At 64.5% G+C, this 8,158-nt stretch carries 6 protein-coding genes; 3 read left to right on the top strand and 3 right to left on the bottom strand.

Annotation, left to right across the window (positions count from 1 at the left end):
- Positions 1-135: 135 nt before the first annotated feature.
- From IT430_13890 to IT430_13880, 3 genes are all read left to right on the top strand, one after another.
- Positions 136-513, top strand: a complete 378-nt coding sequence (locus tag IT430_13890; GenBank protein MCC6909031.1) for an isoprenylcysteine carboxylmethyltransferase family protein — start codon at positions 136-138, stop codon at positions 511-513.
- A gap of 65 nt (positions 514-578) precedes the next feature.
- The gene (locus IT430_13885; protein ID MCC6909030.1) at positions 579-995 is read left to right on the top strand and encodes a DsrE family protein; all 417 of its coding nucleotides are present in this window, start codon (positions 579-581) and stop codon (positions 993-995) included.
- A gap of 102 nt (positions 996-1,097) precedes the next feature.
- Complete coding sequence (locus tag IT430_13880) at positions 1,098-1,751, top strand: DUF1579 family protein (GenBank protein MCC6909029.1); 654 nt, start codon at positions 1,098-1,100, stop codon at positions 1,749-1,751.
- Positions 1,752-1,840: 89 nt separating this feature from the next.
- On the opposite strand, the gene rpoC is transcribed toward IT430_13880, so the two are convergent.
- The 3 genes from rpoC to rpoB all read right to left on the bottom strand — a co-directional run.
- Positions 1,841-6,208 carry a DNA-directed RNA polymerase subunit beta' gene (rpoC, locus tag IT430_13875; GenBank protein MCC6909028.1) on the bottom strand — a complete coding sequence of 1,456 codons (4,368 nt, stop codon included), beginning with the start codon at positions 6,206-6,208 and terminating at the stop codon, positions 1,841-1,843.
- A gap of 78 nt (positions 6,209-6,286) precedes the next feature.
- Entirely contained in the window at positions 6,287-7,201 is a 915-nt protein-coding gene (locus tag IT430_13870) for a sulfotransferase (GenBank protein ID MCC6909027.1), read from the bottom strand.
- Positions 7,202-7,268: 67 nt separating this feature from the next.
- Positions 7,269-8,158, bottom strand: an 890-nt coding sequence (gene rpoB, locus IT430_13865) for a DNA-directed RNA polymerase subunit beta (protein ID MCC6909026.1), incomplete at its 5' end; no start/stop codon positions are given.

Below are 8,158 nucleotides of genomic sequence, written 5' to 3'. Positions count from 1 at the left end.
CCCGATTCGGCCTGGCGTGGCGGTTTCGGTCGCGCGGCCTGAATCGCCCGTAAGTCTCGCCCTGCCGCGTTCTTGCGCGTTGTTGCGCCTTCTTGCAGGTTGTGGCGGTTTCGGTGGTCCGGTTACGGCTGGATCATGGTGCCTGCGGTGAGCCTGCTCATCAACCACTTCGATCTCTTCGGCACGCGACAGGTCTGGCTGCATCTGCGCGGCAGAGACTACACGCACCTGCCCTTCCGCACGCCATCGGTCTACCGGCACGTGCGCCACCCGCTCTACGTCGGCTGGATGATCGCGTTCTGGGCCACGCCGACCATGACCCTCGCGCACCTGCTCTTCGCGATCGCCATGACCGCGTACATCCTCATCGCCATTCCGCTCGAAGAGCGCGACCTCATCGCCCACCACGGCCGGACCTATCTCGACTACAGGCGCCGCGTCGGCGGATTGATTCCGCGCCTGCCCGGCGGCGGCGGCGACGACCTGCAGGGAGCAACAGAGTCATGTGCCTGAGATTCCTCGACACCGTGAAACCTACCACCATCGCCTACATCTCTCGAACTCCAAGGAGAAGCCTCATGAAGAACCTCGCCATTGTCATTCGCGACGACGGCTACGACCGGTTGCTCACGCCGCTCACCTTTGCCTATGTGCAGGCGAAGCGCGGCGTCACGGTGGACATCCTCTTCGTGCTCTGGGCCGTCAAGGCGCTGACGCACAGCGGCGTGCAGTCATTGCGGATCGAGGGTCGCCACGCCGACGATGAGCAGTGGCTGCGCGACCGCCTCGCGGCCGAAGGCGACCCCGTCGAGATCCACGACTTCCTCCGGGCGCTCAAGGACACGGGCAACGTCGGCCTCTACGCCTGCCGGCTCGCCGCCGCAACTTTCGACGTGAGCGACGCCAACCTTCTGCCCGAGGCCGACGGGATCGTCGATCCGGCTTGGTTCCTCAACGAAAAAGCCGTCGCGGCCGATCACTGCCAGTACTTCTGAATCATCATCCGCCTTCACAAGCCGCCCTCGCCCCACCGGGCCGAGCCGATTACACTCGTCGGCCCCGGGGCGAGGGGCTTTCACATTCACCAGGAGATCATCATGCAGAAACTGAGTCTTGTGGCATGCGGATTTGTGCTCGGAGCGGCGGTCGCGATGACAGGCGGGGCGGCGATGCTTCGCGGTGTGGAGCACGCCGCGCAACCCGAACCACCCGACATGCAGGCGATGATGCAGAAGTGGCTCGAAACCGTGAAGCCCGGCCCCGCCCACGCCGCGCTCGAAACCACTGTCGGCAACTGGGAAACGATAACGAAGATCTGGATGGCCGGCCCCGACGCGCCGCCCACCAGCCTTGCCGGCACGTCCAAGCGCTCGTGGGTGCTGGGCAAGCGCTTTGTCCTCGAAGAGAGCAAGGGCCAGTTCCCCATGCCCGACAGCACGGGGCAGATGAGCATGGTGGCCCACGACGGCATGGGCCTGACCGGCTACGACAACTTCCGCAACGTCTACGTCGGCTGCTGGGCGGACACGCTGGGCACCCAACTGCTCACGATGACCGGAACTCCAGGCGCCGACGGAACATCCTTCACCTCCTACGGCCCGATGGATGAGCCGATGCTCAACGTCATCGGCCGCACGGTGAAGTACAAACTGTTTGTCGTCGATCCGGACACGATGGTGTTCGAGATCTTCGACCTCCACGCCGGCGAAGACTACCGCGTCGTGGAAGTAACCTACAAGCGCGCCAAGTAACGGCGCGGCTGCTGCACAACCTGCGTCAAAACGAAAGACCGCCGGCCAGGAGCCGGCGGTCTTGTGCATGAGTCCTGGTGAAGCGCGAATCAGTTCGACCCGACTTCTTCGCCCTGAAGGCTGTCAACAACCTCGACCGTCGAGCCACTCGGCGGCGCGGCGACCGGCGCGCGGCCGTCGGCGCCGGCCTCGACGTACGGACCGCGATCCGGCTCGACGGCGGCAGCGCCATCGACGGGCACCACGCGGATGCCCTGGTGCAACTTGAATCCGGTGCCCGCGGGGATGAGGTGTCCGAGCAGGACGTTTTCCTTGAGCCCCGAGAGTGGATCCATGGCCCCGCGAAGCGCCGCTTCGGTGAGCACTTTGGTCGTCTCCTGGAACGAAGCGCCGCTGAGCCACGACTCGCTCTGCAGCGAGGCTTTCGTAATTCCCAGCAGCAGCGTCTTGGCGGATGCGGGTCGAGCACGCTTGGCCTTGGCGCCGCTCTTGCCCGCGGCTTCAGCCTGGGCGTTGGCTTCGCGGATGTCGTCCTTGGTCACCAGCGCTCCCACCGGCAGAGCCGTGTCCCCGGCGTCGGAGATGCGGCCGTAGCGCGCGATGTCCTCGTTCTTGCGCCGGAAGACGAACTTGTCGACGACCTCGTTGGGAAGCAGGTCGGTGTCGCCGGAGTTCTCGACGCGCACCTTGCCCAGCATCTGGCGCAGGATGATCTCGACGTGCTTGTCGTTGATCGGCACGCCCTGCGCGCGGTACACGTTCTGCACTTCTTCGAGCATGTACGTGTACAGCGCATCGTCGCCCTTGATGCGCAGGATGTCGTGCGGCACGAGCGGACCCTGCGTGAGCGGGTCGCCCGCGTTCACGAAATCGCCCGCGTGCACGAGCAGCAGCTTGTCCTGCGGCACGTGGTGGTCCTTCTCGATGCCCGCCTCGGACACCACGCGAATGGTCATCTTGCCCTTGCGCTTGTCCGAATAGAGTTCGACCGTGCCCGAAATCTCGGCGATGATGGCCGGGTCCTTGGGCTTGCGCGCCTCGAAGATCTCGGTGACGCGCGGCAGACCGCCGACGATGTCGGCCGAGCCGGCCACGGCCTTGGGCTGGCGGGCGAGCATGTGCCCGACCTTGATCGCCTGGCCTTCCTTCACTTCGATGCGCGCCTTGGCCGGCAGGTAGTGGAAGTCGAGGATGTTGCCCGCGGCGTCGGCGATCAGAATCTGCGGGTGCTTCTCGCCCTTGTGCTCGATGACCACGAGCGCCGCCTTGCCGCCGCCCGAAGACTCCTCGCGCACCGTCTCGCCAATCTCGATGTCCTTGAACTGCACAATGCCCGACTTCTCGGCGAGAATCGGCGCGCGGTGCGGATCCCACTCGACCATCACCTGACCCTTGCGGACCTTCTCGCCGTTGCGCACGCGGATCCACGAGCCGTAGTCGATCTTGTAGCGATCCAGCTCGCGGTCGCGTGCATCGCGGATGATGAGTTCGCCGTTGCGCTTGAGCGCGGTGAGCACGAGGTTACCCTGGTCGTCTTCCACCTCGACTTCGTTGCAGTCAACGAGTTCGACGGTGCCGGCGGCCGAGGCCTTGTGAGACGTCTCGACGAGCGTGCGCTGCGCCACACCGCCGGTGTGGAACGTCCGCATGGTGAGCTGCGTGCCCGGCTCGCCGATGGACTGGGCGGCGATGATGCCCACGGCCAGCCCGCTTTCGACCAGGTCGCCCGTGGACAGATCCATGCCGTAGCACTTCGAGCAGATGCCCATCGCCGTGTCGCACGTGAGCGGGCTGCGCACTTCAAGCGTGTCGATGCCCAGCTCCTCGATGCGGGCGGCGCGGTCGGCGTCGATGATCTGACCCGCCTCGACGATGTTCTCGTCGGTCATCGGATTGATGATCGCCTGGCAACTCGTGCGGCCGAGGATCACCTCGCGCAGCGGGACGTCCACTTCTTCGCCCTTGTACACGGCACGCTTGGCGATGCCCTTCTTCGTGCCGCAGTCGCTTTCGATAACGATCACCGACTGGGCCACGTCGCACAACTTGCGGGTGAGGTAACCCGAGTCGGCCGTCTTGAGCGCCGTGTCCGCCAGTCCCTTGCGGGCGCCGTGGGTGGACGAGAAGTATTCGAGCACGCTCAGGCCTTCGCGGAAGTTGGCCTTGATGGGCGTCTCGATGATCTCGCCGCTGGGCTTGCTCATCAGGCCGCGCATGCCCGCCAGCTGCTGCATCTGGCTGATGTTACCGCGGGCGCCCGAGTCGCTCATGAGATACACGGGGTTGAGGTAAAGCTTGCCTTGCTTGGAATCGAGCGGCACCGGGTTGCCGTCTTCATCGCGCCGGTCGTGCTTGAGCGTTTCCACGAGGTGCTTGGTGACCTCTTCGCGGCAATGCGCCCAAAGGTCGAGCAACTGGTTGTAACGCTCGCGCTCGGTGATGGCGCCCGCTTCATAAGCGCGCTCCACCTGGTCGACTCGCTTCTGCGTGGCGTCGATAAGTTCGTACTTGGCCTTGGGAATGCGCAGGTCGGTGATGCCGAACGACAGCCCGGCCAGCGTGGACTGCTTGAAGCCCAGTTCCTTGAGGCCGTCGAGCAGATCGAGCGTCGCCGAGCGGCCGAGCCGTGCAAACGTGTCGTCGATGACGCGGCTGCCGCCCTTCTTGGCCAGCGTGCAGTTGTAGAAAGGCACGCCGTTGGGCAGGATGTCGTTGAGAATGCACCGCCCCACCGTCGTGCGGATTCGCGTGCCCGGCTTGATGATCTCCACCGGACCGTTCTGCGCGTTGACGACTTCCGTCACGTGCGGCAGGCGAACCCAGATCGGCTCGTGCGTCTGGATCTGGCCGTGATCCAGCGCCAGCATCGCGTCCATCGGATCCTTGAAGAAGCGCAGTTGCGAATCTTCCTTCTCCGTCGGCTGGATCGCCGTGATGTAGTACACGCCCAGCACGATGTCCTGGCTGGGCGGCATCACCAGACGACCGCTCGCCGGCGAGAAGATGTTGTTCGTCGAGAGCATGAGCACGTGCGCTTCCGCCTGCGCCTCGATCGACAGCGGCAGGTGCACGGCCATCTGGTCGCCATCGAAGTCGGCGTTGAAGCCGTGGCATACGAGCGGGTGAATCCGGATCGCGTTGCCCTCGACGAGCACCGGCTCAAACGCCTGAATGCCCATGCGGTGCAGCGTCGGAGCGCGATTCAGCAGCACGGGGTGCTGGTAGATCACCTCTTCGAGGATGTCCCACACCTCCGGGTCGCGCCGCTCGAGCATGCGCTTGGCGCTCTTGATCGTGTCAGCGAACCCGTGCTCCTTCAACTTGCGGATGATGAAGGGCTGGTAGAGTTCGAGCGCGATCTTCTTGGGAAGGCCGCACTGATTGAGTTTCAGTTCCGGACCGACGACGATGACCGAGCGGGCCGAGTAGTCCACGCGCTTGCCCAGCAGGTTCTCGCGGAAGCGGCCCTGCTTGCCCTTGATCATGTCTGTGAGGCTCTTGAGCGGCCGGCCGCTCGATCCGAGCACCGGGCGCCGGCAGCGGCCGTTGTCAAACAGCGCATCGACTGCCTGCTGCAGCATGCGCTTCTCGTTGCGGATGATGACCTCGGGCGCGTTGAGGTCCATGAGCTTCTTGAGGCGGTTGTTGCGGTTGATGATGCGCCGGTACAGGTCGTTGAGATCGCTGGTGGCGAAGTTGCCGCTCTCGAGCAGCACGAGCGGGCGCAGTTCGGGCGGGATCACGGGGATCACGTCCATGACCATCCAGGTCGGATCGTTCTCGCTGCCGCGAATCTGCTCGATGAGCTTGAGGCGCTTGGAGAAGTCCTTGATCTTCTGCTTGCTGCGGGTCTTGCTGAGGTCTTCGCGGATCGCCGCAGCCTCGGTATGGAGGTTGAGTCGCTCGATGAGTTCGCGCACAGCCTCGGCGCCCATCTTGGCTTTGAATGCCGAGCCGTACTGCTCGGAGGCGACGCGGAACTCGTCTTCCGTGAGCATCTGCCGGTACTCGAGCGGCGTGTCGCCCGGATCGAGCACGACGTAGTCCTGGAAGTAGATGATCTTCTCGAGGTCGCTCGTCTTCATGCCCAGCAGGTTGCCCAGGCGGCTCGGGAGCGCCTTGAAGAACCAGATGTGCACGATCGGCGAGGCGAGGTTGATGTGCCCCATGCGCTTGCGGCGGACGCGCGAGTGCGTCACCTTCACGCCGCAGCGATCGCAGATGATGCCCTTGTACTTCGTGCCCTTGTACTTGCCGCACGCGCACTCGTAGTCGCGCTCGGGGCCGAAGATGCGCTCGCAGAACAAGCCGTCCTTCTCAGGGCGGTAGGTGCGGTAGTTGATCGTCTCGGGCTTCTTCACCTCGCCGAACGACCACGACCGGATGTCGGTCGGGCTGGCGAGCATGACCTTCACACTGGCGTAGTCGTTCACGCGATCGTAGAAAGATTCGGACATGGCGCTTCCTGTCGCAGGTCGTTGTTCTTAGTCGCGGCAAGGGCCGCGTGGCGTTCATCACTCGTCGTCAGCGGCCGGTCAGTCGCCGGCCGCACTTTCAAATCCCGGCCAGAGGTTCAGGTCGATCTCATCCGGAAACATCGCCTTCAGTCGCCGCACGTCGTCGAGGTAGACTTCGGCGAGCAGCTCTCTCGTCTCATCTCCCAGCGAATCCGTCACCTGACGCTGCACATTCACCGGCGTTTCCATCCCTTCGGGCACGAACGAATCGTCGAGCCCGAGGAACCGGTACGTGCGGGCGATCATCTCCCGCGGCTGCGTTTTGCACTGCTCGTACTGGAGCACCAGCAGCCGCTCTCGCGGAATGACTCGCAGCAACGTGTCGCACTGGGCGGCATACATGCCGTTCCAGATAGACTCTTTTCGCAGGGCGTACCTCTTCATCACTTCGCGCCGAACCCGAGGGGCCAGCATCGCGCCGAAGCGCTGCTTGTACTCGTGGTTGAATCCCGACTCGTATCGCGAGACGGGTTCGCGAAACATCACGAGCACCCGGGCGTTCGGAGCGGCCTGCTGCAGACGGCGAATCGTGTAAGGACTGGCGAGATAGTTCGGAGTCCACTCGCCGCACAGCCTGCCTTGCGGCCGGGCGAATGCGGCGTGATACGTCTCGATGTCGCCGACCGTCATCGGCCGCTCGAAGAAATGCGTGAGGTAGTGCATCTCCTTTCGCTTGAAGAGGTTTGGCGCCACCTGCGGATGGGCTTCAATGAGCCCGGCCCACCACGAGGTGCCGCTTTTCTGCGTTCCGACTCCGACATAGTCCGGCGGCGCGGCCCTCAGATTCCCGGCCGGCGGCAACTCACTGCGTGTCCACGGCCGAGCCAGCCTTCGAATCGGGAACGGGGCAATCCTGCTGCCCAGCCCGGCGTATTCGAGTGCGTATCGAACTGCGTTGACAACCGGGTGATCCGCCACCGTTGACCGCCGCACGTCCTTTCTCTGAACTTCCGTCTGATCTGAGACTCAATTCAACTCCGCACGCCCCGGCGTCCGCGCATCAGAGGATCGCCGCGCTCTCGATGGGCTTCTTCTCCAGCGTCACGTTCATGCCCAGGCCGCGAATCTCGTTGCACAGGACGTCGAACGCCACGGGCATGCCCGCCTCGAGCGAGTTGGTGCCTTTGACCATCGATTCGTAAATCTTGGTGCGGCCCTCAACGTCGTCGCTCTTGACGGTGAGCAACTCCTGCAGCACATACGCGGCGCCGTACGCCTCGAGGCCCCACACTTCCATTTCGCCGAAGCGCTGCCCGCCCGTGCGCGCCTTGCCGCCCAGCGGCTGCTGGGTGATGAGGCTGTACGGTCCCGTGGCCCGCGCGTGGATCTTGTCATCGACGAGGTGATGCAGCTTGAGCAGGTACATGAACCCCACGGTCGTCTTCTGGCGGAACGGCTCGCCCGTGCGGCCGTCGTACAGCTGCGCCTTGCCGCCGCGCGGCATGTGGGCCAGCAGTTCGCGCTCGCCCGGGGGCAGGTGCGTGTCTTCGCATTCCTTGAGCCGGGCCTTGACGTGCGTGTTCGCCTCGTCGATGGCCTTGTGCACTTCTTCTTCCGTCGCGCCGTCAAACACCGGCGTCACCGCCTGGAACCCCAGCACGCGCGCCGCCCAGCCGAGGTGCGTTTCGAGAATCTGTCCGACGTTCATGCGGCTGGGCACGCCCAGCGGGTTGAGCAGGATGTCCACCGGCGTGCCGTCTTCGAGGAACGGCATTTCCTCCTCCGGCACGATGCGGGCGATCACGCCCTTGTTGCCGTGGCGGCCGGCCATCTTGTCGCCGACCTGCAGCTTGCGCTTCATGGCCACGAAGACCTTGACCAGCTTGATCACGCCCGGCGGCAGCTCGTCGCCGCGCTTGAGGCGGCTCTCCTTCTCGGCGAACAGGGTCT

This window comes from Phycisphaerales bacterium, assembly GCA_020852515.1.
GTDB lineage: Bacteria > Planctomycetota > Phycisphaerae > Phycisphaerales > UBA5793 > UBA5793.
This window is presented reverse-complemented; position numbering and strand designations above follow the sequence as displayed.

Excerpts from the sequence above, each read along its gene's own strand:
- IT430_13890 (MCC6909031.1), top strand. The coding sequence starts at position 136 with ATGGTGCCTGCGGTGAGCCTGCTCATCAACCACTTCGATCTCTTCGGC.
- IT430_13885 (MCC6909030.1), top strand. The coding sequence starts at position 579 with ATGAAGAACCTCGCCATTGTCATTCGCGACGACGGCTACGACCGGTTG.
- rpoC (MCC6909028.1), bottom strand. The coding sequence starts at position 6,208 with ATGTCCGAATCTTTCTACGATCGCGTGAACGACTACGCCAGTGTGAAG.
- IT430_13880 (MCC6909029.1), top strand. The coding sequence starts at position 1,098 with ATGCAGAAACTGAGTCTTGTGGCATGCGGATTTGTGCTCGGAGCGGCG.